The organism is Pseudomonas paracarnis (assembly GCF_904063055.1).
GTDB lineage: Bacteria > Pseudomonadota > Gammaproteobacteria > Pseudomonadales > Pseudomonadaceae > Aquipseudomonas > Aquipseudomonas paracarnis.
Map to the genome: position 1 here is coordinate 718,428 of NZ_CAJFCN010000001.1, position 22,771 is coordinate 741,198.

Consider the following 22,771-nt stretch of genomic DNA (forward strand, 5'->3'; position numbering starts at 1 on the left):
TGTGGGAGGTTTTAGAGGGGGGCGGGCTGACGGTTCCAGTGCCGAAACAAAGGCTCGGCCAAGAACAGCACGAACAACAAGCGCATCACCTGCATCGCCGTCACCAAGGGCACCGACAGCTGCAGGGTTTCAGCTGTCAGGCTCATCTCAGCGATACCGCCTGGCATCATGCCCAGGGTCAGTGATCGCAGGTCGAGGTGAGTGAGGGCGCTCAAGCCCACCGCCGCTAACGTCGCCAGCAGCATGGTCAATGCCGTGCCAATCAAAGTGCGGCCCATGAATGAGGGCGCGCGACGGAAGAACTGCCGATTGAAGTGGCAGCCCAACCCGCTGCCGATCAACCATTGGCCGATCTGGCTGCCGCCGTCGGGCAGGCCAATGTGTAAATCCCAGGTCACACTGGCAATCGCACTCACCAACAATGGCCCGAACAGCCAAGGGTTGGGTTGGCGCAAGCGTTGCCAGCCCCAGGCAACCAGCGCACCCACCGGAAACAGCAGGGCCAGCCACGCCCAGTCCACCGGCGCCGGGTGAAACTGCGGTGCGCCGCCTCCGAGCAAATACTTGAAGATCGCCGGCACACACAACACCACCACCAGCACACGCAAACTCTGCCCGGCCGCAACCCGGCTGAGCACCGCGCCGTTGCGAGCGCCCAGGTTGACCATCTCCCCGGAACCGCCCGGCATGCTGGAGAAAAACGCCGTGGCGCGGTCTTCCCCGCTGCGGCGCATCAACCACACGCCGACCACACTCGACAAGCTGGTGACCAGTGCACCGAAGAAGATCAGGCCGAAGTGGCTCATCACCTGCTCGATCACCAGTGGGGTGAAGTGCAGGCCAATGCCGATGCCCACCACCCATTGGCCGCATTTGCGCCCGCCGGGAATCTCCGCCAACTGCCAGGGCGTGAGGCAACGCACCAGGATAATCGCCAGCAACGAGCCGACCATGTACGGCAACGGCCAGCCCACCAGGCTGGCCAGGTAACCGCCGGCCAGGCCGACCAGCGGTGTTCCCCACCAATGTTTAAAGGTGACCTCAGACATCGGCCAGGGCACGACGCTGTTGCACGCGTTTACGCCAGATACGCAGCAGCGGTACAAGCAGCATGATTGCGGTCAGCACCCAGACGCCAAAGGTGATCGGGCTCGACCACAGGATTTCCAGCGCACCGTTGGAGATCGACAGCGCACGGCGCAGGTTCTGCTCCATCAAACCGCCGAGGATAAAGCCCAGCAGCAGCGGCGACAGCGGGAAGTCCAGCTTGCGCAGGATGTAGCCGAAGATGCCGATGGCGATCATCAGGAACAGATCGAAGGTGGTGGCATGCACGGCGTACACGCCAATCGCGGTGATGATGGCGATCACCGGCACCAGCGCCCAGTTCGGCACGGCGAGGATACGGGTGAAGATGCGGATCATCGGGATGTTGAGCACGACCAGCATGATGTTGGCGATGAACAACGAGGCGATCAGGCCCCAGACAATGTCCGGTTGCTGTTGGAACAGCAGTGGGCCGGGAGTGATGTTGTACAGCGACAGGGCGCCGATCATCACCGCTGTGGTGCCGGAGCCAGGAACGCCGAGGGTCAGCATCGGCACCATGGCGCCGCAGACCGATGCGCCAATGGCGGTTTCAGGAGCGGCCAGGCCGCGCATGTCGCCTTGGCCGAACTTGCCGCTGGCGCCTGCGATGCGTTTCTCGGTCATGTAGGCAACGGCCGAGGCCATGGTCGCACCCGCACCCGGCAATACGCCGATGATAAAACCCGATACGCCGCAACGAAGGTTCACGGTCAGTACCGATAAGGCTTCCTTGACGTTGAACATCATGCGCCCGGTGGCTTTCACTGCTTCCTGGCCACGGTGGGTTTTTTCCAGCAGCAGGAGAATCTCGCTGATGGAGAACAGGCCGAGTACCAACACCACGAACTGGATGCCATCGGTCAGGTGAATATTGTCGCCGGTAAAGCGGTACACACCGCTGTTGGCGTCGATGCCCACGCAGGAAAGGAACAAGCCGATCAGCGCCGCAACAAAAGTCTTCAGTGGTTTGTCACCGGCCATGCCGCCCAGGCAGACAATCGCAAACACCATTAAGACAAAATATTCCGCCGGGCCGAACGCAATTGCCCACTTGGCCAGCAGCGGGGCGAACAGCACCATGCCGCAGGTGGCGATAAACGCCCCAATGAACGAACTCCAGGCCGACAACGACAGTGCCACGCCGGCCAGGCCTTTGCGGGCCATCGGGTAACCGTCGAGGGTGGTCATCACGGTGGACGCTTCGCCCGGGATGTTCAGCAAAATCGAACTGATGCGGCCACCGTATTCGCAGCCCAGGTACACGGCTGCCAGCAGGATCAGCGCCGACTCTGGCGGCAAGCCCAGAGCAAAGGCGATGGGGATCAACAGTGCCACGCCGTTGATCGGGCCCAGGCCCGGCAACAGGCCGACCACGGTGCCAATCAGGGTGCCGCACAACGCGGTCACCAGGTTATAGGGGCTCAGCGCAACGCCGAAACCCTGGCCCAAATAGCCAAAAGTATCCATGTCAGTTCTCCAGAACGTCGAGCAGGCCGAGGGGCAACGGTACGTCCATGGTTTTATCGAACAGCAGATAAAGACCGACGCTCATCAAGGTGATGATCACCACGCTGGGCAACCAGCGGCCGCCGTACAGCCGTGCCATCGGAATACCGATCAGCATGCTGCTGAGAATGAAACCCAAGGATTCGAATGTGCCGGCAAACACCAGCAGCAGGGCCACACAGATGCCGATCTTGATCAACGTGGGTTGATCCAGCGCGGGTTCATCGTCGGTGTGTTTGGTCGCCTGCGGGCGAATCATCATGTAGATGAGCGCCAGGCCCATCAGCCCGAGCAGCAGCAGGGGAAAGGCCCTGGGCCCTACAGGTTCGTAGGAAAAGGCCGCCTGATACGGCCAGGCCATGAGCGCCAGGCCGATACAGGCCAGTAACAGCGCGGCAGCGAAAATGCGTTGTAAGAGCATAGAAAACTCCAAGGCCCCTGTAGGAGCGAGCAAGCTCGCTCCTACAGGGGCATTACACAAAAAAAGGAGCGATTACTGGATCAGGCCGAACTCTTTGGCCAGCACTTTGTAGTCAGCCACCTGTTTCTTCACGTAGGTGTCCAGCTCCTGGCCCGTCATGGCGAACGGGAACAGCTCGCGCTGGTCACGCAGCTTGGCGAACTCCTCGGAAGCCAGCAGTTTGTCGAAGGCGTCTTTCCACCAGGCGTAGTCGGCATCGCTGACCTTTGGCCCCAGGTAGAAGCCACGCACCACCGGCCAGACGATGTCGTAGCCTTGCTCTTTGGCGGTCGGGATGTCCTTCATTTCCGGCTCATCCAGGCGTTGCTCGGAGAACACCGCCAGCAGGCGCATATCGCCGCTCTGGATATGCGGCATGGAGTCGGAGATGTCGGTACTGCCCACCTGGATGTGCCCGCCCAGCAGAGCCGTAGCGATTTCACCGCCACCCTCAAGGGCGACGTAACGCAGTTCGCGCGGGTTGATCCCGGCGGCCTTGGCGATCAGCGCGGTTTGCATCCAGTCCTGGCTGCCGACGGTGCCGCCGGAGCCGATCACCACGCTGCCTGGGTCTTTCTTCAGGGCTTTAACCAGGTCATCGAGGGTCTTGTAGGGCGAGTCGCTTTTCACCGCGATGGCGCCATAGCTGGTGCCCACTGCCGCCAACCAGCGCACGGCGCTTTCATCAAAACGGCCGAACTTGCCCTGGGCCAGGTTCAGCAACGAACCGCTCGACCAGGCGACCAACGTGCCGGCATCTGCAGGGCGCTGGGCGACGACCGCGTTGTAGGCCACCGCGCCCACGCCGCCTGGCATGTAGGTCACACGCATCGGCTTGGTCAGCAGCTTCTGGTTCACCAGCGCGCTTTGCGCCAGTTTGCAGGTCAGGTCAAAACCGCCGCCAGGGGAGGCCGGGGCGATGCATTCCGGACGCTTGGGTTCGTCGGCGGCCAGCAGTTGGCCGGCGAACAGCATGCAGCCGGCGGCGAGGGCAAATTTACGCAGTGAAGGGGTCATGGCGATCTCCATCGTTGTTGTTATGAGGGGTACTACCAAAGTGCGACGCTATAGCTGACCAGCAAGCGCATTTCATCCGCATCACGGGCCGAGTAGTTGGAACGATAGGTGGCGTTACGCAGGCGCACGGCCACATCTTTGAACGTGCCGCTTTGCACCACGTACTTGATCTCGCTGTTGCGTTCCCACTCCTTGCCGGTCTCGCCGTTCTTGAGCTTGATGTTGTCACCCGAGAGGTAACGGCTCATGAAACTCAAGCCAGGAATGCCCAGCTTGGCGAAGTCGTAGTCGTAACGTGCCTGCCAGGAGCGTTCTTCGGCGCCGGCAAAATCGTTGATCTGCACGAAGTTGACCAGGTACGGGTCGCTGCCATCCACATACGGGAAGGCGCTGTCGCCGGACATGTGCTGGTAGCCGGCGCTGAGCTTATGGCCATTGAGGGCATAGCTGAACAGGCCGTTGAGGGACTTGTTGTCGATATTGCCGCCGCGGGCCGAGCCGGTGTCATCGCTGATGGCCAGCCGCAGGTCGGCGGCGAAAGTGCCAGGGCCCATCGGGCGTGATGCGACCATGCCGAAGAAGTGTTGGCGATACACGTCGTCGAGTTGGGCGAAGTGGTAGCTGCCGGTGATCTTGTCGGCGAACTTGTAGTCGACGCCACCGAAGTTGAAGTGCTTGCCGGTGGCACCGCTGAGGAAGCGGCTGTTCTTGTTATTGAGCGCGATGTCTTCGTAGTTGGTGTCGTCGCGGTCCTTGGCTTTGTCCAGGCGGCCACCGGTGAACACCAGGTTCTTGAATTCCTTGGAGGTGATCAAGCCACCGTTGAAGGTCTGCGGCAGGATGCGCCCGTCGTTGGGCTTGAGGATCGGCAGTTCGGGGATCAGCGAGCCGATTTTCAGCTCAGTCGCCGAGATTTTCACTTTGCCGGTCAGGCCCAGCTTGGCGTACTCGTTGGCGGCGCGGCCGTCATCGTGGGTCGGCAGCAGGCCGGTGCCGGTGCGGTCGGGGCTGGAGTCGAGCTTGACGCCGAGCATGCCCAGCGCATCCACGCCAAAGCCGACGGTGCCGTCGGTGTAGCCCGATTGCACGTTGAGCATGAAGCCCTGGGCCCATTCGTCGCGCTTGGATTGCTGGGCACTGGTACCGTCGCGAAAGTCGCGGTTGAAGTACATGTTGCGGGTTTCCAGGGTCGCGCTACTGTCTTCGAAGAAGGCAGCCTGGCTGAGCGGCGAAAAGCCGGCAAGGGCAGCGGCACTGGCGAGGGCGGTGTGGGTCAGGCGGGAAGAACGAACAGGCGGGCAAGCCTGTGGCTGGGTCGACAGCATCGTGGTGTACTCCGTTATTGTTCTTATTTTGGCGAAAACGCTTCGAGGCGTTTTTCGGGCGCTACGGGTCAGGCAACTCGGCGGGCATAGACCACCGTGGTTGGATGCTAAAGGGCGAAGCTTTCACTAACCTTTCAATCGCCTTTCAATGTTTTCGGGCTTCACAGGCCAGGTTGCGGCTGTAAACTGCCGGGCAAAGCGTGGCGCCGACCACCCCTGAACGAGGTAGAAATCCATGCGTGTCCTCCTGGTTGAAGACCATCTGCAGCTCGCCGAAAGTGTCGCCCAAGCGCTCAAGAGCATGGGTTTGACCGTTGATGTGTTGCATGACGGCGTGGCGGCGGACCTGGCCTTGAGCAGCGAGGAATACGCCGCGGTGATCCTGGACGTAGGGCTGCCGCGCCTGGATGGTTTCGAGGTGCTCGCGCGTTTGCGGGCACGTGGAAAAAACCTGCCGGTGCTGATGCTGACTGCTCGCAGTGATGTAAAAGACCGCGTGCACGGCCTGAACCTGGGCGCCGATGACTACCTGGCTAAACCGTTTGAACTCACGGAACTCGAAGCACGGGTCAAGGCACTGTTGCGGCGCAGCGTGTTGGGCGGCGAGCGTCAGCAAACCTGCGGTGTGCTGGTGTACGACCTCGACACTCGGCGCTTCACGGTCGCAGGCGAGCTGATGACCTTGACCTCCCGAGAACAAGCGGTGCTCGAAGCCTTGATCGCCCGGCCGGGGCGCGTGATGAGCAAGGAGCAATTGGCTTCCCAGGTATTCGGCCTGGACGAGGAGGCCAGCCCCGACGCCATCGAAATCTACGTGCATCGCCTGCGCAAGAAGCTCGATGGCCAACCCATCGCCATCGTCACCTTCCGCGGCCTTGGCTATTTGCTGGAAGCCCGTGATGCATAAGCCCAGCAGCCTGCGCTGGCGCTTGCTGTGCAACCTTGCGTTATTGCTGGTGTTGTTGATGCTCGCCAGCGGCATGAGCGCTTATTGGAACGGTCGCGAAGCCGCCGACACCGCTTATGACCGCACGCTGCTGGCCTCGGCACGCACCATTGCCGCCGGTTTGACCCAGGTGGACGGCACCCTCAGCGCCAATGTGCCCTATGTGGCCCTGGACACTTTTGCCTACGACAGTGCCGGGCGCATTTATTACCAGGTCAATGATATTGATCAGAAACTGATTTCCGGTTACGAAAACCTGCCCGGCCCGCCGCCCGGCACGCCCCGCACCGACGATTACCCGGCCTTGGCGCGGTTCTACAACGCCATGTATTTGGGCCAGCCTGTGCGCGTGGTGAGCCTGCTCAAGGCCGTCTCGGAGCCGAACATGAACGGCATGGCCGAAATTCGTGTTGCGGAGACCGACGAAGCCCGGGTGGCCATGGCCCGCAGCCTGATGGCCGACACCTTGTTGCGCCTGGGCATGCTCGCCATCGGTGCGTTATTGCTGGTGTGGTTCGCGGTGAGCGCCGCGCTGCGCCCGCTGGAACGCCTGCGTACAGCGGTGGAAGAGCGCCAGCCTGATGATCTGCGGCCCCTGCCCTTGGTGGAAGTTCAGGACGAGTTCGGCCCACTGGTACGCTCACTCAACCATTTCACCGAACGTCTGCGCGGGCAGTTCGAGCGCCAGGCGCAGTTTATTGCCGACGCTGCCCACGAGCTGCGCACCCCCCTGGCGGCGCTCAAGGCCAGGCTGGAACTGGGCTTGCGTGCCGAAGAACCCGCCACCTGGCGCAACACCCTGGAAACGGCCGCCCAGGGCACCGACCGCCTGACGCACCTGGCGAATCAATTGTTGTCCCTGGCCCGCATCGAAAACGGTGCCCGGGCCATTGCCGAAGGCGGTGCGCAACTGCTTGATTTAAGCCAATTGGCCCGTGAGCTCGGTATGGCCATGGCGCCGCTGGCCCACGCGCGGGGCGTGGCCCTGGCGCTGGAGGCCGACGAGCCGGTATGGCTGCGCGGCGAACCGACGCTGTTGAATGAGCTGCTGAGTAACCTGGTGGATAACGCCTTGGCCCATACCCCGCCCGGCGGCAATGTGATTCTGCGCGTGACGGCCCCGGCGGTGCTGGAGGTGGAGGATGACGGCCCCGGCATCCCGCTGGATGAGCGGGACCGGGTATTCGAGCGCTTTTATCGACGCAGCCAGCAGGGCATGGGGTCGGGCTTGGGGCTGGCGATTGTCGGGGAGATTTGCCGTGCGCACCTGGCGCAGATCAGCCTGCATGATGGCGAGCTGGCGGGGCTTAAGGTGCGCGTGAGTTTTATCGCGGGTTGATCAGTAAAACATCGAGCGCGCTTCGTCCAGTTCGCTGCGCAGGGCGTCGCTGTGCAGGTCTATGCGTAACTTCGTGATGGCCGGCAATGTGGCAATCGGCGCGGTCCCCAGGGGATGGTCGGTGCCGCGGTGGCAGTACAGCGCGGCGACCTGCACCAGGTCGACGTAGTCCAGGCTTGCAGAGTCGCGCGTCAGGTCCAGGTATTGGCCTGGCACGTTCACCAGCATCTCGGGAAAGTCCCAGACCCGCAGCAGCTTGTCGCCCAGCACCGGGTGGATGCTGTCGATGACGTGGTTGAGGCTGACGGGGTCGGCCAGCAGCTCATAGTGATCCTCGGCATAGGTGAGGATCGGCAGCACGCCGATCTGATGCACCAGGCCACCCAGGGCCGCCTGGTCTGGCTTGAGGTGGCTGTGGCGACGGCACAAGGCGTAGCTCACGCCCGCCACCTCCAGGCTGCGGCGCCACACGTCGCGCATTTTCTGTTCGACCACCTCGGAGCGGGCGTGAAAGATCTGCTCCATCACCAGGCCGATGGCCAGGTTGCTGCTGTAGTTGGTACCAAGCCGGGTGATGGCGGTGTGCAGGTCGGTGACTTCCTGGCTGGCCCGTAGCAACGGGCTGTTGACCACTTTGATCAGGCGCGCCGACAGGGCCGTGTCACGACTGATCACTTTGCTCAGGTGGCTGATGCTGATGTCCGGGTCTTCGGCGGCCTGGCGAATTTTCAGGGCCACCTCCGGCAATGTCGGCAGAACCAGGTCATCGTTGTCGATGGCCGTTACCAACGCTTGTTGGACTTTTTCCGCCAGCTTGTTCATTCATGCTCTCTAGGGTGCTGCAAAAAAGTACGGCGATTAACGCTGGATCTCGCGATCACGGTCCAGTTGGTAGGGCAGGTCAAGCAGGTGCAAGCCCGGGCCCTCCAAGGTGCCCAAGCGCACGTCGCCACTGTCGGCAGCTTCGGCTTGCAGCACAGCGAGAAGTTCAATCGACTGGTCAGCTTTTGCCGCGATGACCACTTCGCCGATTGCGCTGTTATGGCTGGGGGAAAACAGCGGCGTGCCTGGCTCGGGAAGTTCGTCGGCCTCCAGGCTCAGGCGATACAGGCGCCGCTTGAGTTTGCCCAGGTACTGCATGCGCGCGACGATTTCCTGGCCGGTGTAGCAGCCTTTCTTGAAGCTGACGCCACCCACGGCCTGCAGGTTGAGCATCTGCGGGATGAACAACTCGCGCGTCTGGGGCATCACCTGGCCGATACCGGCACGGATCTGACCAAGCAGCCATGCATTCAATTGAGCTTGTTGCAACTGCGCGGCCAATTGGCTGCGCACGGCGTCGGCGTGTTCGGCAGGTACCCAGAGTTCGGCACGGCCCGGGGAAACGCGGACGGCGATCAATGCTTCGTTGCGCGCCACGCTATCGGTCTCGACCGGCAGCGCGAGGCCCAGGGCGCTCAGGGCCGCGTCTGCGTTCGCCAGGCCGAAGCGCGCCCAGGCAGCGCTTTCGTCGGTGAGCTTGGATTTGGAGAACACCGCGTACTTTTTCAAATCTGCCAGCTGCGGTTCAAGCAACTCGGTGGCCATGGCCAGGAGTACGCCATCACCCTGCAGCAGGATGCGGAAGCTCGACTGCATCCGGCCTTTTTGCGTGCAGCGCGCGCCCAGGCTGGCCTGGGTTTCACTCAGGTAATTGAGGTTGCAGGTCAGTTGGCCCTGCAGGAACTTGGCAGCATCAGAGCCGCGGACGGCGAGAACGCCTTCGTGGGACAGGGAGCAGAAAAAAGCGGAGTCAGCCATGGGTCATCGCAGGTCAAAAAGTCATGGGTGCATCATAGAGGGGCGTCCGGCAAATGCATAGTTTCGTCGCGGTCGACCAAAGCCGACTGTTCCGGTGTCGCCTGGGCTGTATACTTGCGCTCTATTTTAGGAGGGCTCCATGGTCGAAGATGTAGAAATCAATCGCCTCTACTGGCACAGCCGTCGCGGCATGCTGGAGCTGGATGTGTTGCTGGTGCCTTTCACCAAAGAGGTGTACGCGACGCTCAATCAGGTGGACCGCGACCTCTACGTCAGGTTGCTTACGTGCGAAGACCAGGACATGTTTGGCTGGTTCATGGAGCGCGCCGAATCCGAAGACCCGGAGCTGCAGCGCATGGTTCGGATGATCCTGGACCGTGTCCAGCCCAAGTAATCGTTTCGAATGCCGCTGGCAGGCCTCGCGGCTGTTGCTGGCGGCCTATGTGCTTGCCCAACTGATCGCGCTGGGCAGCCTGCTGGTTCTAAACCTGCCTTACTCAAGCCTGGGCATCCTGTTATGCCTGGCTCATTGTGCCTGGGTGTTACCGCGGCAAATTCTGCTCACTCACCGTTCGTCGATTCGTGGCCTGCGACGTGACGACGATGGCTGGCAATTATGGAGCGCCGCACGCGGGTGGCACCCTGTGCAACTGCGGCCCGACAGCCTGGCGTTGCCGCTGATCGTGGTGTTGCGTTACCGGGCGCAGGGTGAACGGCGAGTGCGGTCCATCTGCGTGCCAAGGGATGCACAGGCCGCCGATGTGCACCGGCGCCTGCGGGTACGCCTGAAGTTCAGCCGGCGTAGGTGGTTGGCACCAGGATAGTGTCCCGGGCTTCGGGCAGCATCTGTGGATAGTCGAGGGTGTAATGCAAGCCGCGGCTTTCCTTGCGCTCCATGGCCGACCGGATCATCAGCTCGGCCACTTGGGCCAGGTTGCGCAATTCGATCAGGTCGCGGCTGACCTTATAGTTGCTGTAGAACTCGACCCTGTGAGGCTAAACCCAATGGATACAGGGGTTTCAGCCGATGACCGTCAACCACCGCTCCCAAAGTGGGACAAACCTGTTACAAACTGCGCTCGCCAAGCCATACCACTATCGCCGGTCTGGTCGCTATTACCTTCGCCTTCGCCCGCAAGGAACCGTTAAGGGCTTCTTCACGCTGTCACTCAGGACCACCGACAAGGCCACCGCAATGACCATCTCAGACGACATCCTTTCGACCCTCAAGGCCTACCACTTGGACAACCCAGAGGCGTCATGGGATGAACTGCGCGCGCGCCTGACTGACTTCGCTGAGTACAACTTGACGATGGCACACGGTGACAGCTCACTGGTCGCTTACGAGATGATCAACGATGAGCATCACTTGGCGTTGCGTAAGGCGTCCGCAACGTTGCCTCTGAGTGTGAATCAGCAGCGGGCAGTCAGTAAGGCCCTTGAGATCCTTGAGGCCTCTCAGGAGCGTATGCGGGGCCGTTCAGGGAAGCTGGTCGAGATCGTTAAGGACCTCAACGATGAACCTTGTGGCACGCCTGAAGCCCTCTTTCTCTCCCAATCTGTAAATGCTTCTCCGGGTCTGACCTTTAAGTCTCTCTCTGCGCTCTACATGGAGGAACGCAAGGACAGCATTCAGGCCAGCACCATGCGGGACGTGAAGTCATCGTGTGAGGCCATCGGTGCGGTCCTTGGTGACTTGGACATGAAGAGCCACACACGGGAGGACATGAAGGGCCTCAGGGAAAAGCTCCTTGAGGCCCGTAAGCCTTCGACAGTTAAGAAGCTGCTGACCCGGCTATCAACGGTCATGGATTGGGCTGTGAACAATGGCTACCTCGATAAGAGTTTCGATAAGGGCCTGAAGCCAACTAAAGGAGCTGACAGCTCCCGTGAGGCGCTCTCTCAGGATCAGGTAAAGGCCCTGATGGCTCACGCTAAGTCGCTTCCAGTGGACGCTTGGCAGCGCTGGGCGTCGTCCCTTGGAGTGATCACTGGGACCCGTATTGAGGAACTCAGGCAGTTGACCAAGGCTGACGTTAAGCAGGTCGGGACTGTGTGGGTCATCGACATCAATAGGAACGATGGCAAGACAGCCAAGACCAAGAATGCTCTACGTGTCGTACCGCTGACTGACGGGGCCTATGGCTTCGACCTTAAGGCGTTCCTTGAGTTTGTCAGGAAGGCCGACTCTCGGCTGTTCACCTTGGGCGCTGGTCAGTTCTCGAACCTGCTTAATGGTGCGTTACGGGATGTCTTGAGCTTGAACGCTGATCGGACCCAGACTTTCCACTCATTGCGTCACTCACTGGCCGGTGCCTTGAAGGCCGCTGAGGTGCCTGTGGGAACCGCTGAGTCCATCTTGGGTCACGCTTCAGGGTCTATCAGTTATGACCTGTACGGGGCTGGGAGTGCCGTTGAGGTGGGCCGTATGGCGGACGCTCTGGTGAAAGCTTTGAAGCTGGTAAGCTAAGGCTGCATCTATGCTGGTCGCCAACGAGCGCTTAGTATGCGGACATCATGGAACATTAACTAAGTAACGGAGCTGTCAATTGAACAATGGACGTTTCTTCAGTGGCCTCGCTCTTTGTGCAGTGCTTCAAGTCTTTGCGGCTCATGCGCTGGGGCAGGAAAAACTATGGGTCACCACAGATCGTACTGATCGACACACTTGCCCATCTACAGAGTGTGGGGTCGCAGGCCGTCTTATGTTCAGGGAAGGCGTTGACATCTTAGAGCGTAAAGGTCAGTGGGTGCGTATTACTAAAACCTATTCTGCATCCTGTACTGGCGGCGTCAGCGAGTACATTAAGTCTGGAAATAAAGCCTGTACGGCCGTTAATGGCATCAAGGACGGGAAGTTTGCTGAATGGGTTCAGAGCAAAGATTTTAGCCGAGATCGCCCTAAGGACCCTTCAGAGGATGCAAGTGGAGATTACTCTCTCGTAAAAGGTTCAAACGATTATAGGATTTATAAGGACCCATTTGCTAAAGCAGCGCGGGCATTGATAGATGACGGCACTTGTACTGAGGATGACTTCAAGGAAATTGGTGGCTGGATGGCCTCAACGAATCGTGGCGAAGGTGTGTACTTCACTTATTGCGGCGGTATGAAAGTCAACAATAAGGTCTACCTTGATGTCACTTCAGGGAAGACCAGCCGTTAGGTTCGATAAGGACATGCGAGCGGTTGTGAGTCCTGACGTGTTAGCTACACGTTCGTCGAAGATTTAAAAACCCTCACCCAAAGAGGGACAGGCTAAATCAGCGTTGCTTTCCTTTCAAGATGCCGCAAGGTCACCTCAAAGGTGGCCCTCTGCGGGCAAGGCGTGTACGTCCAGTGATCAACGTTACCTCTTTCAGGTAGACCAATGTCCAAGACACCACGACCACCAAGCGCAGCCCTAACGGGATCTGCGGGGCCAGCATCAGGTCCACTGTAGCGATTCTGTCTGCGCACTTCGTGTGAATAGACCCTTGATAGGTTTGGGCCTCCTATCTCTGATCGCACAGTATAAAGGGGCCTTTTAACTTAAAGATCTCTACAAGATGACTCTAAGATTAAGTTTTATTAGTTTAGTTCTATAAATAATAAAAACTTAAAGAGAATGCTCTTAGAGTTACCTTAAGGTCGATCATTAAGATCTTGGGTCTACCTTCGATGTCGTGGTTGTAGAAGTGTGACCGTAGCGGCTCGTTGGTGCTCCAGTATGACCAGATTAAAAACCCTCACAAGAACAGGGACAGACCGCTAAGCTAATCGGTCGTTCTGAATTCCTCTACGCCCGTCGCTGGGCTTTTATCAACGTCAAGTCTTTCTGAATGCTTCTTGAGCCATAGTCGATGCCCGTAGTGGGGCCTTGACGGTCGGCCTGTGGGAGCGAACTCAGGGGGCACTCAAAAGGAGTCCACTACTATGCTGGCCAGCACCAATAACCAAACTGATCTGCTGCCTATCGTGATTGAGGGGCAGACCTTCAAGCCGAACGAAGATGGAATGTGGAATCTCAACGAGATCGCCAAGACTCTGAATGTTCGGGAACCGGGTCAGTGGCGTAATGCTGTTCAAGCTGCCCTGATCAAAGATGCAAATTTGCATGTCTCCCACGGTAACGGGACCCTTGCAACAGAAGAGGGCGCAATTGCATACGCCATGTGGGTTTCAACCGACTTTTACCTGATGGTCATTCGTGCGTTCATCGCCATGCGTAACAGTGCCGTCCGTGAGCTGCGCCATAAAGATGCCCTTCTGGACGCAAACATGCCCAAGGCTACGACTCTCGACATGAAGGCTCGCGGCGCGGGTCTGACATGGACCGAGGCTTGCCGTGTGGCTGGTATTCAACAGCCTCGACTTGCTCTTGAATTTCTCGCAAAGGGGCCGATGTTCGTTCACGTCTGTGACGATTTTGGTAGCCGTACTGGTCAGATCCGACCGAAGCAGCAAGGTTTCTCATCAGGCGCCTTTGTGGCGATCTCATCGGACTTCGGCAACCGTGAAGGCTGGAGGGTCAAACCCCGTGGCCTTGACTGGTTGCGTGCAAATACTGAGACCATCAACGTCGGCGTAGCTGAAGCCAAGGCCGCTCAGGCCAAAGCTAAGAAGGCCACTCAGGCATCCCGTGTGGATCGCTGGGGCCGTGCATGCAAGGAGGCACAGCTATGAGCAGTTCCTTCCTCGACCAGCTCAATGCCCTGTGCGTCACCCCCGCGTCCCGCGTGAAGTTGCTGACCCTCCGTGGCATCTGGCGTGATCGACGTGCCCGTAACAGCTTCTATTGCGAGTCATCATGCGGGGTCCATTTGGATTCCCTACTGGCCCACCTCGAAGCCAATCACCCCGGTCTGAGCGCCTTCGTTAAGTCGATCATCGGGTCACCATCGCTCCACATCGACGGGGTACTCCGTGCACGCTTAAAGGTCCCTTTAGGGAAAGCTCAACGCATCATCCATCTATTGTAACGCCGTCCGCTATCGGCACCAAGATCACACCCCGCCAAGTTACAGACCCGTGATCGCACCAACCCAAACCCAGAAGATATTGATCATGTCCTTGAGAGGTCCGTGCGGCTACTCCTTGCCATCTGGTCACGTTGCCTCTATGCGGCAGGGCCATGAATCAATGTCTCGAATTTAGGAGACACCTACCATGCAATTGAACATTCAAAACGTAACGCCCGAAACTGTTGAAGTCCAAGGCCAGAGCGTGACCCGTACCTTCACTGAAGGCGTGATGCTGTCTGGGCTGATCGCTGGTGCAGGTAAGAATGATTCGGCCCGTGAGGCCATCGTTAAGCAATACCTTGACGCTGGTCTGATCGCTGATGCGTTCCCCGCTGTGGTCCGAGCAGTTCGTGCTCGTGAGGCCCATTCAGCAGCCGAGCGTGAGCGCCAGTTAGCTGAGTCTCGTGCCCATGCTGAGCGCGTTGCTTCCTATGCGACCCCTACGGCCCTTGAGGTCGCCCGTCGCCGTGCCAAGCGTGAGGCCCGCGAAGCTGAATACCGTGCACGTGGTGCTGCTATCCGTGCCGCTAATGGCCGGTCCTCATGGTCCTCGTGGGAATGACTCACGGGCAACCTACTGACTCACACCGTCTTGCCTCCGGTGGCGCTGGCTCTTGTTGGCGTCCCGTTGAACCCCTTCAAGTAAACTTTCAGGAGATACTCAATCATGCCTACTCGTAAACAGAACGCTTTCAAATCCGCCGACCACCGCGAGAACACTGACCGTTACAGCGCACCGACTGCCTATGAGCAGGCCGTGTGGGGCAATGGTGGTAACCTTCAGTTCAACACCCAGGCATCCACAAGCGCCCCATGCAGTGACGGCAGCGTCGCCGCTGAAGGTATCGTTGCGGTCCTTGACGACTTCTTTAATGGTGGCGAATGGCACCAGAACGCCGTTGATGCTATCCCGTGTGAGTTTCGACCTAAGGGCACTGAGCCGACCCCTGTGCAACTGGTCAACATGGTCGACCGCAACGTCGAGTTCGACCCACGTAAGTCGATCTACGACACCTCGACCATTACAAAGGGTGAAGCTGTTGCCGGTGACGTGATCTTTACGGAGCCCACTGATACCGCCGCGTTCTTCTCGCACCGTATGACTCTGTTAGATGCTCATGTGGTGGCAGGTTTCACCAGCAACTCCATCGGCCAAATGCTGGATAAGGCCATGCAGGACTTTGAGAAAGCGTGCGGCTCTACCATCGTGGACATTCTCCTGAAGTCCCCAAGTGTCGAGGTCAAGGAAGTCACCATTGCTGGCACTGGACCACGTGATCGTGCTGAGGATTGGATTGACCAACTAACACTGAGCATCAACCACTCAGTGGGCAACTCCCTGAGTGACTTCGTGCTGCTGATGCACATGACCGAACAGGCAATCCTTGAGCGTGCTGCCCAGCGTGCAGGCGTAGATGATATTGAGGACCTGTTGGGCTGCCGTACCCAGTTCTATTCGGATGGCAACCGTGGCGTCTTCATGCTCCCTAAAGGCTTCGCCTCCCTGTCGTTCCGTGAAGGTAACGACGGTGATGTGTGGTCAATCCTCGCCAGCCGTAACGCCTCGGTACAGGGCTGGGACATCGAAATCACCGGTATCGCTGACGTAATGGCTCAGGCCAAGGTCAAGCTGAAGCTGGCAAACCCAGCGGACCCTACTGAGAAACTTCAGGTCGAGACCGTAGACTTTCCGCTGATCACCCGTGTGGTCGTCAAGCCGTAACACCCGCTGTATCCATGAGGTCCGTAATGGGCCTCATGGGCGAGCTGTTTAGTTGCTATGCTTGGGCATCGACCATGTTACGGCAAGGCCAGCCATGAGTTTTACTCTCTGTTATACCTACAAGGACAAACGGGTGGTTACGAAGATACAAGTCGATCACCTGACCCCATATGCAGCCGTTTGCTTTGCCCTGCTCCAGTCAGGGGCCACCAACGACTCAAGTGGTGGAGGCTGGCCTAAATCCTATGAGGGCATCCTTGAGATTGCCACTCAATACGGTCTCACAAACCTGACGGTTCACCGATCCCTTAACTCTTAGGACAACTTCATGGACACGTTTAGCGCGGCCTACGGGCCTGCGTTGGTGTTCATGTGGCCTTCTGGCTGTATGGGTGCCTCAAGGGCACCTCATGAGGATCTGGCACAAAAATCTGAGTGACCACCTGTAACTACTAACCTGCGCGCTTACCCCCATAGGCCCTCGCATGCTCGCTCAGGCGCACGATAAGGACCCTTGCGGGCAGGTGATAAGGACCTCAGCGTTGGGACAAATGTGCGCCAAAGCTGTTACAAACTGGGGCCCCATGGTGCTACGCTATGGCTCCTAACGTGCCTCATTTGTCGGGTGTAAGGATCGTATCCTTCGCCTCTGGCAGCAGCTCTGGATAGTCCAACGTGTAGTGCAGACCCCGAGATTCCTTACGTTTCATGGCAGACCTGATCATCAGTTCCGCTACTTGAGCAAGGTTCCTCAATTCAATCAGGTCTCTGCTTACGCGATAGTTGCTGTAGAACTCGTCGATCTCATCCAGCAGCAAGCGCACCCGATGTTGCGCCCTTTGCAGGCGCTTGTTGGTGCGCACGATGCCCACATAGTCCCACATGAAGCGTCGCAGCTCGTCCCAGTTGTGAGCGATGATCACGTCTTCGTCCGAATCAGTGACCTGGCTCGCATCCCAGCGGGGCAGGGCGGCTGGTACCGGGATGCGCGGCAGTTGCTCAAGAATGTCCGCTGCCGCCGAGCGGGCATACACGAAGCATTCGAGCAATGAATTGCTGGCCATGCGGTTGGCGCCGTGCAGGCCAGTGAAGCTGGTTTCGCCGATGGCATACAGGCCCGGCACGTCGGTGCGGCCATGCTGATCGACCATCACGCCACCGCAGGTGTAGTGCGCGGCCGGCACCACGGGGATCGGGCCCTTGGTGATGTCGATATTGAAGGTCAGGCAGCGTTCGTAGACGGTCGGGAAGTGGGTCTTGATGAAGGCTTCGGGCTTGTGGCTGATGTCCAGATACACGCAGTCGATACCCAGGCGCTTCATTTCGTGGTCGATGGCGCGGGCGACGATATCGCGTGGTGCCAGCTCGGCGCGTGGGTCGAAGCGCTGCATGAAGCGTTCGCCATTGGGCAGCTTCAAATGTGCGCCTTCGCCGCGCAGGGCTTCGGTGATCAAAAAGCTCTTGGCCTGCGGGTGATACAGGCACGTGGGGTGGAATTGGTTGAACTCCAGGTTGGCGACCCGGCAGCCCGAGCGCCAGGCCATCGCAATGCCGTCGCCGCACGCACCGTCGGGGTTGCTGGTATAGAGGTAGACCTTGGCGGCGCCGCCCGAGGCGAGAATGGTGAAGCGTGCGCCATAGGTATCGACTTCACCGCTGGTGCGGTTCAGTACGTAGGCGCCCAGGCAGCGTTCGCCCGGCAGGCCCAGGCGTTTTTCGGTGATCAGGTCGACGGCGACGCGCTGCTCCAGCAATTGGATGTTGGGGCGTTGGCGGGCCTGATCGAGCAGGGTCTTGAAAATCGCGGCCCCGGTGGCATCGGCAGCGTGAATGATTCGGCGATGGCTGTGGCCGCCTTCGCGGGTCAGGTGGAACTCAAAGCCACCGTCGTCGCTGCCGGCATGTTCATCGCGGGTGAAGGGCACACCTTGGTCGATCAACCATTGGATGGCTTCCCGGCTGTGCTCGACGGTGAAGCGCACGGCGTCTTCGTTGCACAGGCCACCGCCGGCGTTAAGGGTGTCTTCGACGTGGGATTGCACGGTGTCTGTGTCGTCCAGCACCGCAGCCACGCCGCCCTGGGCCCAGAAGGTCGAGCCGTTGGCCAGGTCGCCTTTGCTCAAAACCGCTATACGCAAATGGCTGGGCAGGGTCAGGGCCAGGCTCAAGCCGGCGGCGCCGCTGCCGATGACGAGGACATCGTGTTGAAACTGTTGGCTCATTTGACGGATTCCGCAAAAAGCGATCCAAAGGGGGGCGCAAACAGGACGCCTGGATCGGCGAATCAAAGGGTCACACGGGCCACTAGTATATAGAGGGGTGGAGCGGCACAATAGCCACGCCTTCGTGGCATTGTGAGATTATGCTGCGCAGCGTTGGGAAACGGCCGGTTGGCGGGACGGGAACTTTTTGCATAAGCCCCGACTCAATAGCAGGTTGCCCGAAAGCTGGGAAAACGTTGAGTTTATTGGCCCGTCGGGAGCATTGGACGCGTCACGAAACCGGCGACAAGATTATTCGCGCAGCCGGCACCGACCGTGCTGCGTTTTTCGTGTGTGCCAAATCAGTGCATGCCGGAAACTTGCTTGAAGGGGGAGAACTTTTGCGAAAAGCCCGAGTCTATGTTTGCAAGCCTGATCGTTTAGTTATGCAAGCCTCCTTCAAGTACAACGAGGAGTGTTCATGCTAACCCAGGAAGAGGATCAGCAGCTGGTCGAGCGCGTACAGCGCGGTGATAAGCGAGCATTTGATCTGCTAGTGCTGAAATACCAGCACAAAATTCTCGGGTTGATCGTGCGGTTTGTGCACGACACCCATGAAGCGCAGGACGTTGCACAGGAAGCCTTTATCAAGGCTTACCGTGCACTTGGAAATTTCCGCGGTGACAGTGCGTTTTATACGTGGCTGTACCGCATCGCCATTAACACGGCGAAAAACTATCTGGTGTCACGCGGTCGCCGCCCACCAGACAGTGATGTCAGTTCAGAAGATGCAGAATTTTACGATGGTGATCACGGCCTCAAAGATCTCGAGTCGCCGGAGCGTGCATTGCTGCGCGACGAGATCGAAGGCACCGTTCATCGCACTATTCAGCAACTGCCAGAAGATTTGCGTACGGCGTTAACTTTACGTGAATTCGATGGTCTGAGTTACGAAGACATTGCGAGCGTCATGCAATGTCCGGTGGGGACTGTGAGGTCACGGATTTTCCGGGCCCGAGAAGCCATCGACAAAGCCTTGCAACCGTTGTTGCAGGAAAACTAAAGACAGCGGCGACAGCCAAGAGAGGAACCGCCATGAGTCGTGATGCCCTGCAGGAATCGCTGTCCGCAGTGATGGATAACGAAGCGGATGAACTGGAACTTCGTCGAGTGCTCAACGCATTTGATGACGCCGAAACCCGTGATACCTGGTCTCGTTACCAAGTCGCTCGGGCGGTGATGCACAAGGATCTCCTAATCCCTCGTCTGGATATTGCTGCGGCCGTTTCTGCTGCACTGGCGGATGAAGCCGTTCCGGCAAAAGCCTCGCGTGGTCCATGGCGTAGCCTGGGTCGTCTGGCAGTGGCCGCCTCGGTGACCGTTGCTGTGTTGGCAGGCGTTCGCCTGTACAACCAGGACGAGATCGCAGGCAACGAGCTGGCCCAGCAGACTCAGCAGCCGGTCATGGCCGGTCCGCAAGTCAAAGGCCCGGCCGTGCTGGCTGGCTACAAGGAAAGCACCGATACCACCGGCCCTATGGCCAATGGTGTACTTCAGGGGCAATCCGGCTGGCAAGATCAGCGCCTTCCAGGCTACCTGCGTCAACATGCGCAGGAATCGGCCGCCAAAGGCACTGAAAGCGCTCTGCCATACGCTCGCGCAGCAAGCCAGGAAAACCGCTGATTCGCTAAGGAGCCCTATGCGCGCCATACCGCTCCTTGCGCTTTTGCTCAGTAGTTGGTTTGCACTATCCGCCCATGCCGATGAAGCCCAAGACTGGCTGACTCGACTTGGGCGTGCAGAGCAGCAGCAAAGCTTCGAAGGTACGTTTGTCTACGAACGTAACGGCAGTTTTTCAACCCATGACATCTGGCACCGCGTCCAGGATGGTCATGTCCGTGAACGATTGTTGCAACTTGACGGCTCCGCCCAAGAAGCGGTCAGGGTTGATGGTCGGGCACAATGTGTCAGTGGCACGTTGGTTGCCGGTCTCGGTCATTCGCCTGAGGCACCCTCGCGTATTCTTGATCCAAAAAAACTCACTTCATTCTATGATCTGGCCGTCATTGGCAAATCCCGTGTGGCCGGTCGTAATGCGGTGATTGTGTCGATCAGCCCGCGTGACCCCTACCGTTATGGGTTTGAATTACACTTGGACCGTGAAACTGCGCTGCCGCTCAAGTCCTTGCTGCTAAATGACCAGGGGCAGTTGCTGGAGCGTTTTCAGTTCACCCGCCTGGATACTTCGGCCACTCCTTCTGACCAGAGCTTGCAGCCCGGCAGCGACTGTTCGCCGGTAACAATGTCCGCCGCTAAATCTCCTGACATGTCTGCCACGCAAAAGTGGCATCTGGACTGGCTACCGCCTGGTTTCCAACGGATCAGCAGCGCTACGCGCAAAGATCCCCAAACGAAATCTACCGTCGACAGCCTGATGTATGACGATGGGCTCGCGCGTTTTTCGGTGTTTCTTGAGTCAGCCAACGGCGCTGATGTAAATGAAACCCGCGCTCAGCTTGGGCCGACCGTGGCAGTATCCCGGCGATTGAATACGGTGGATGGCGAAATGATGGTTACGGTGGTGGGCGAAATTCCCATCGGCACAGCTGAACGTATCGCGTTGTCGGTGCGTGGTGAAAAAGCCGCCGCCAAGCCCTGAGATTGTTAATCTTATGTTCATCCTGGTCTATCAATCTGGGCCCGAATTTCGTTGGGTGCTGGGCGTATGAAATCTCTGGACAGCATTTTCACTTGCAAAAACTTCCCATGTTTTTTATAGGTCAGGGTTTGATGGCTCTGGCCTTGTTTGTTCGCGGAGCAAAAATGCCACTCGCAGTATCCGGCGTTTATTGAACCCTGTCGCTTAACCCTGCTCGTCGTAACGGGAGCTGTATGTCGATACCACGTTTGAAGTCTTACTTATCCATAGTCGCCACAGTGCTGGTGCTGGGTCAGGCCTTACCTGCGCAAGCGGTCGAGCTGCCTGATTTCACCCAGCTGGTGGAGCAGGCCTCGCCTGCCGTGGTGAACATCAGTACCACGCAGAAGCTGCCGGATCGCAAAGTCTCGAACCAGCAGATGCCCGACCTGGAAGGCTTGCCGCCCATGTTGCGCGAGTTCTTCGAACGCGGGATGCCCCAACCTCGCTCTCCCCGTGGTGGCGGTGGTCAGCGCGAAGCCCAGTCCCTGGGCTCCGGCTTCATCATTTCGCCTGACGGCTACATCCTCACTAACAACCATGTGATTGCCGATGCCGACGAGATTCTCGTGCGCCTGGCCGACCGCAGTGAACTCAAGGCCAAGCTGATTGGCACCGATCCACGTTCCGACGTGGCTTTGCTCAAAATCGATGGCAAGGATTTGCCGGTGCTTAAGCTGGGCAAGTCTCAGGACCTGAAAGCCGGTCAGTGGGTGGTCGCGATCGGTTCACCGTTCGGCTTTGACCACACCGTTACCCAAGGCATCGTCAGTGCCATCGGTCGCAGCCTGCCAAACGAGAACTACGTACCGTTCATCCAGACCGACGTGCCGATCAACCCGGGTAACTCCGGTGGCCCGCTGTTCAACCTGGCCGGCGAAGTGGTGGGGATCAACTCGCAGATCTACACCCGCTCCGGTGGCTTCATGGGCGTGTCCTTCGCGATCCCGATCGATGTGGCCATGGATGTCTCCAATCAGCTCAAAAGCGGCGGCAAGGTCAGCCGCGGCTGGTTGGGCGTGGTAATCCAGGAAGTGAACAAGGACCTGGCTGAGTCCTTCGGTCTCGACAAGCCGGCCGGTGCCCTGGTTGCGCAGATTCAGGACAATGGCCCTGCGGCCAAAGGCGGCCTGAAAGTGGGCGATGTAATCCTGAGCATGAACGGCCAGCCGATCATCATGTCGGCAGACTTGCCTCATTTGGTCGGCGCGCTCAAGGCCGGCGGCAAAGCCAAGCTGGAAGTGATTCGTGACGGCAAGCGCCAGAACGTCGAACTGACCGTTGGGGCAATTCCGGAAGAAGGCGCGACCCTGGACGCCCTGGGCAACGCCAAGCCAGGTGCCGAGCGCAGCAGCAACCGCCTGGGTATCGCCGTGGTTGAACTGACCGCCGAACAGAAGAAAACCTTCGACCTGCAAAGCGGTGTCGTGATCAAGGAAGTTCAGGACGGCCCAGCCGCCTTGATCGGCCTGCAACCGGGTGACGTGATCACCCACTTGAACAACCAGGCAATCGATACCACCAAGGAGTTCGCCGACATCGCCAAGGCGTTGCCGAAGAATCGCTCGGTGTCGATGCGCGTCCTGCGTCAAGGCCGTGCCAGCTTCATCACCTTCAAGCTGGCTGAGTAATCCGCTAGACCTATAAAAAAGCCCCGCTGCCGGTT

At 58.9% G+C, this 22,771-nt stretch carries 22 protein-coding genes and 1 pseudogene; 14 read left to right on the forward strand and 9 right to left on the reverse strand.

Going from position 1 to position 22,771, the window contains the following annotated elements; all coding sequences use genetic code 11:
- Nucleotides 1–11: 11 nt before the first annotated feature.
- The 5 genes from JMV15_RS03270 to JMV15_RS03290 form a co-directional block, all read right to left on the reverse strand.
- Nucleotides 12–1,049, reverse strand: coding sequence for an AbrB family transcriptional regulator (locus JMV15_RS03270; RefSeq protein WP_014717354.1), 1,038 nt, complete (start codon nucleotides 1,047–1,049; stop codon nucleotides 12–14).
- A complete protein-coding gene (locus JMV15_RS03275) occupies nucleotides 1,042–2,556 on the reverse strand; it encodes a tripartite tricarboxylate transporter permease (protein ID WP_014717355.1) in 1,515 nt (504 codons plus the stop codon). The genes JMV15_RS03270 and JMV15_RS03275 overlap by 8 nt, the downstream gene beginning before the upstream one ends.
- 1 nt (nucleotide 2,557) lies before the next feature.
- The gene (locus JMV15_RS03280) at nucleotides 2,558–3,016 is read right to left on the reverse strand and encodes a tripartite tricarboxylate transporter TctB family protein (protein WP_019818488.1); all 459 of its coding nucleotides are present in this window, start codon (nucleotides 3,014–3,016) and stop codon (nucleotides 2,558–2,560) included.
- A gap of 72 nt (nucleotides 3,017–3,088) precedes the next feature.
- Nucleotides 3,089–4,072, reverse strand: coding sequence for a Bug family tripartite tricarboxylate transporter substrate binding protein (locus tag JMV15_RS03285; RefSeq protein WP_014717356.1), 984 nt, complete (start codon nucleotides 4,070–4,072; stop codon nucleotides 3,089–3,091).
- A 32-nt stretch (nucleotides 4,073–4,104) separates the two neighbouring features.
- A complete protein-coding gene (locus JMV15_RS03290) occupies nucleotides 4,105–5,397 on the reverse strand; it encodes an OprD family porin (protein ID WP_038449416.1) in 1,293 nt (430 codons plus the stop codon).
- Nucleotides 5,398–5,632: 235 nt separating this feature from the next.
- On the opposite strand from JMV15_RS03290, the gene JMV15_RS03295 reads away from it, so the two are divergent.
- Entirely contained in the window at nucleotides 5,633–6,304 is a 672-nt protein-coding gene (locus JMV15_RS03295) for a response regulator (protein ID WP_014717358.1), read from the forward strand.
- A complete protein-coding gene (locus JMV15_RS03300) occupies nucleotides 6,297–7,682 on the forward strand; it encodes a sensor histidine kinase (protein WP_014717359.1) in 1,386 nt (461 codons plus the stop codon). Before JMV15_RS03295 ends, JMV15_RS03300 begins: the two co-directional genes overlap by 8 nt.
- On the opposite strand, the gene JMV15_RS03305 is transcribed toward JMV15_RS03300, so the two are convergent.
- Both JMV15_RS03305 and ygfZ read right to left on the reverse strand, forming a co-directional pair.
- Nucleotides 7,683–8,504, reverse strand: a complete 822-nt coding sequence (locus JMV15_RS03305; protein WP_014717360.1) for an HDOD domain-containing protein — start codon at nucleotides 8,502–8,504, stop codon at nucleotides 7,683–7,685. It abuts the gene before it with no gap.
- Nucleotides 8,505–8,540: 36 nt separating this feature from the next.
- Nucleotides 8,541–9,482 carry a CAF17-like 4Fe-4S cluster assembly/insertion protein YgfZ gene (gene ygfZ / locus JMV15_RS03310; protein WP_014717361.1) on the reverse strand — a complete coding sequence of 314 codons (942 nt, stop codon included), beginning with the start codon at nucleotides 9,480–9,482 and terminating at the stop codon, nucleotides 8,541–8,543.
- Between the two features lie 139 nt (nucleotides 9,483–9,621).
- On the opposite strand from ygfZ, the gene JMV15_RS03315 reads away from it, so the two are divergent.
- Together JMV15_RS03315 and JMV15_RS03320 are read left to right on the forward strand one after the other, a co-directional pair.
- A complete protein-coding gene (locus JMV15_RS03315) occupies nucleotides 9,622–9,876 on the forward strand; it encodes an FAD assembly factor SdhE (protein ID WP_014717362.1) in 255 nt (84 codons plus the stop codon).
- Nucleotides 9,860–10,306 carry a protein YgfX gene (locus tag JMV15_RS03320; RefSeq protein ID WP_003189446.1) on the forward strand — a complete coding sequence of 149 codons (447 nt, stop codon included), beginning with the start codon at nucleotides 9,860–9,862 and terminating at the stop codon, nucleotides 10,304–10,306. Before JMV15_RS03315 ends, JMV15_RS03320 begins: the two co-directional genes overlap by 17 nt.
- Here the strand turns inward: JMV15_RS03320 and JMV15_RS03325 are convergent.
- Nucleotides 10,275–10,466, reverse strand: a pseudogene (locus tag JMV15_RS03325) (L-aspartate oxidase); the annotation flags it as partial. The gene JMV15_RS03320 and the pseudogene JMV15_RS03325 sit on opposite strands and share 32 nt — an antisense overlap.
- 43 nt (nucleotides 10,467–10,509) lie before the next feature.
- On the opposite strand from JMV15_RS03325, the gene JMV15_RS03330 reads away from it, so the two are divergent.
- The 6 genes from JMV15_RS03330 (at nucleotide 10,510) to JMV15_RS03355 (ending at nucleotide 16,206) form a co-directional block, all read left to right on the forward strand.
- The gene (locus JMV15_RS03330) at nucleotides 10,510–11,952 is read left to right on the forward strand and encodes a tyrosine-type recombinase/integrase (RefSeq protein WP_201491268.1); all 1,443 of its coding nucleotides are present in this window, start codon (nucleotides 10,510–10,512) and stop codon (nucleotides 11,950–11,952) included.
- Nucleotides 11,953–12,031: 79 nt separating this feature from the next.
- Entirely contained in the window at nucleotides 12,032–12,646 is a 615-nt protein-coding gene (locus JMV15_RS03335; RefSeq protein WP_201491269.1) for a hypothetical protein, read from the forward strand.
- Nucleotides 12,647–13,395: 749 nt separating this feature from the next.
- Nucleotides 13,396–14,145, forward strand: coding sequence for a hypothetical protein (locus JMV15_RS03340; protein ID WP_201491270.1), 750 nt, complete (start codon nucleotides 13,396–13,398; stop codon nucleotides 14,143–14,145).
- The gene (locus tag JMV15_RS03345) at nucleotides 14,142–14,441 is read left to right on the forward strand and encodes a hypothetical protein (RefSeq protein WP_120247646.1); all 300 of its coding nucleotides are present in this window, start codon (nucleotides 14,142–14,144) and stop codon (nucleotides 14,439–14,441) included. The genes JMV15_RS03340 and JMV15_RS03345 overlap by 4 nt, the downstream gene beginning before the upstream one ends.
- Nucleotides 14,442–14,628: 187 nt before the next feature.
- A complete protein-coding gene (locus JMV15_RS03350) occupies nucleotides 14,629–15,045 on the forward strand; it encodes a hypothetical protein (RefSeq protein ID WP_201491271.1) in 417 nt (138 codons plus the stop codon).
- 105 nt (nucleotides 15,046–15,150) lie between these two features.
- Nucleotides 15,151–16,206, forward strand: a complete 1,056-nt coding sequence (locus JMV15_RS03355; protein WP_020301034.1) for a hypothetical protein — start codon at nucleotides 15,151–15,153, stop codon at nucleotides 16,204–16,206.
- A 614-nt stretch (nucleotides 16,207–16,820) separates the two neighbouring features.
- Here JMV15_RS03355 and nadB read toward each other — a convergent pair.
- Entirely contained in the window at nucleotides 16,821–18,428 is a 1,608-nt protein-coding gene (gene nadB, locus JMV15_RS03360; RefSeq protein ID WP_020301035.1) for an L-aspartate oxidase, read from the reverse strand.
- Nucleotides 18,429–18,888: 460 nt separating this feature from the next.
- Between nadB and rpoE the strand changes: the two genes are divergently transcribed.
- The 4 genes from rpoE to JMV15_RS03380 all read left to right on the forward strand — a co-directional run bounded on the left by rpoE (nucleotide 18,889) and on the right by JMV15_RS03380 (nucleotide 22,736).
- The gene (gene rpoE / locus JMV15_RS03365) at nucleotides 18,889–19,470 is read left to right on the forward strand and encodes an RNA polymerase sigma factor RpoE (protein WP_003172477.1); all 582 of its coding nucleotides are present in this window, start codon (nucleotides 18,889–18,891) and stop codon (nucleotides 19,468–19,470) included.
- A gap of 32 nt (nucleotides 19,471–19,502) precedes the next feature.
- Nucleotides 19,503–20,090, forward strand: coding sequence for a sigma-E factor negative regulatory protein (locus JMV15_RS03370; protein ID WP_003189451.1), 588 nt, complete (start codon nucleotides 19,503–19,505; stop codon nucleotides 20,088–20,090).
- 16 nt (nucleotides 20,091–20,106) lie between these two features.
- Nucleotides 20,107–21,066: a MucB/RseB C-terminal domain-containing protein gene (locus JMV15_RS03375; protein ID WP_038449419.1), complete on the forward strand. Its 960-nt coding sequence runs from the start codon at nucleotides 20,107–20,109 to the stop codon at nucleotides 21,064–21,066.
- A 233-nt stretch (nucleotides 21,067–21,299) separates the two neighbouring features.
- Nucleotides 21,300–22,736, forward strand: a complete 1,437-nt coding sequence (locus tag JMV15_RS03380; protein ID WP_014717365.1) for a DegQ family serine endoprotease — start codon at nucleotides 21,300–21,302, stop codon at nucleotides 22,734–22,736.
- Nucleotides 22,737–22,771: the final 35 nt, after the last annotated feature.

Excerpts from the sequence above, each read along its gene's own strand:
- JMV15_RS03270 (WP_014717354.1), bottom strand. The coding sequence starts at position 1,049 with ATGTCTGAGGTCACCTTTAAACATTGGTGGGGAACACCGCTGGTCGGC.
- JMV15_RS03275 (WP_014717355.1), bottom strand. The coding sequence starts at position 2,556 with ATGGATACTTTTGGCTATTTGGGCCAGGGTTTCGGCGTTGCGCTGAGC.
- JMV15_RS03280 (WP_019818488.1), bottom strand. The coding sequence starts at position 3,016 with ATGCTCTTACAACGCATTTTCGCTGCCGCGCTGTTACTGGCCTGTATC.
- JMV15_RS03285 (WP_014717356.1), bottom strand. The coding sequence starts at position 4,072 with ATGACCCCTTCACTGCGTAAATTTGCCCTCGCCGCCGGCTGCATGCTG.
- JMV15_RS03290 (WP_038449416.1), bottom strand. The coding sequence starts at position 5,397 with ATGCTGTCGACCCAGCCACAGGCTTGCCCGCCTGTTCGTTCTTCCCGC.
- JMV15_RS03295 (WP_014717358.1), top strand. The coding sequence starts at position 5,633 with ATGCGTGTCCTCCTGGTTGAAGACCATCTGCAGCTCGCCGAAAGTGTC.
- JMV15_RS03300 (WP_014717359.1), top strand. The coding sequence starts at position 6,297 with ATGCATAAGCCCAGCAGCCTGCGCTGGCGCTTGCTGTGCAACCTTGCG.
- JMV15_RS03305 (WP_014717360.1), bottom strand. The coding sequence starts at position 8,504 with ATGAACAAGCTGGCGGAAAAAGTCCAACAAGCGTTGGTAACGGCCATC.
- ygfZ (WP_014717361.1), bottom strand. The coding sequence starts at position 9,482 with ATGGCTGACTCCGCTTTTTTCTGCTCCCTGTCCCACGAAGGCGTTCTC.
- JMV15_RS03315 (WP_014717362.1), top strand. The coding sequence starts at position 9,622 with ATGGTCGAAGATGTAGAAATCAATCGCCTCTACTGGCACAGCCGTCGC.
- JMV15_RS03330 (WP_201491268.1), top strand. The coding sequence starts at position 10,510 with ATGACCGTCAACCACCGCTCCCAAAGTGGGACAAACCTGTTACAAACT.
- JMV15_RS03340 (WP_201491270.1), top strand. The coding sequence starts at position 13,396 with ATGCTGGCCAGCACCAATAACCAAACTGATCTGCTGCCTATCGTGATT.
- JMV15_RS03345 (WP_120247646.1), top strand. The coding sequence starts at position 14,142 with ATGAGCAGTTCCTTCCTCGACCAGCTCAATGCCCTGTGCGTCACCCCC.
- JMV15_RS03350 (WP_201491271.1), top strand. The coding sequence starts at position 14,629 with ATGCAATTGAACATTCAAAACGTAACGCCCGAAACTGTTGAAGTCCAA.
- JMV15_RS03355 (WP_020301034.1), top strand. The coding sequence starts at position 15,151 with ATGCCTACTCGTAAACAGAACGCTTTCAAATCCGCCGACCACCGCGAG.
- nadB (WP_020301035.1), bottom strand. The coding sequence starts at position 18,428 with ATGAGCCAACAGTTTCAACACGATGTCCTCGTCATCGGCAGCGGCGCC.
- rpoE (WP_003172477.1), top strand. The coding sequence starts at position 18,889 with ATGCTAACCCAGGAAGAGGATCAGCAGCTGGTCGAGCGCGTACAGCGC.
- JMV15_RS03370 (WP_003189451.1), top strand. The coding sequence starts at position 19,503 with ATGAGTCGTGATGCCCTGCAGGAATCGCTGTCCGCAGTGATGGATAAC.
- JMV15_RS03375 (WP_038449419.1), top strand. The coding sequence starts at position 20,107 with ATGCGCGCCATACCGCTCCTTGCGCTTTTGCTCAGTAGTTGGTTTGCA.
- JMV15_RS03380 (WP_014717365.1), top strand. The coding sequence starts at position 21,300 with ATGTCGATACCACGTTTGAAGTCTTACTTATCCATAGTCGCCACAGTG.